Source organism: Bacillus sp. SIMBA_154, from assembly GCF_046536015.1.
GTDB classification, from domain to species: domain Bacteria; phylum Bacillota; class Bacilli; order Bacillales; family Bacillaceae; genus Bacillus; species Bacillus pumilus_P.
The window spans coordinates 1-282 of sequence record NZ_JAWJBV010000183.1; the positions used below are offsets into that span (position 1 = coordinate 1).

Consider the following 282-nt stretch of genomic DNA (forward strand, 5'->3'; position numbering starts at 1 on the left):
TGGCACAAGAAAGTTCATATTATGACTTTTTTAAATCGATAATTGTGATTAGTCAATGAATGTAGCTTATATAACTATGCAGTTTAACGCTCCTAGTGAGACTTTTGCTCGTAGCGATGTACGAGCATTGAGTAAGCTTGGCGCTGATGTGTCTGTTTACAGTTTGAAAGGTACTAAAGAGAACTGTGAAGATAAGAATAGACGGCAAGATATTAAAGTCTTGAATGGTAGTCTAAAGAATAGTTTTATTAGCTTGATTTCTGCTTTTTTTTATCCTTTGAT

The 282-nt window shown here is 33.7% G+C and carries 1 protein-coding gene; it reads left to right on the plus strand.

Features of this window, described 5'->3' with window-relative positions; translation table 11 throughout:
• Positions 1 to 55: 55 nt before the first annotated feature.
• A partial coding sequence (locus R0K30_RS21660) for a hypothetical protein (RefSeq protein ID WP_410612870.1) occupies positions 56 to 282 on the plus strand: 227 nt, incomplete at its 3' end.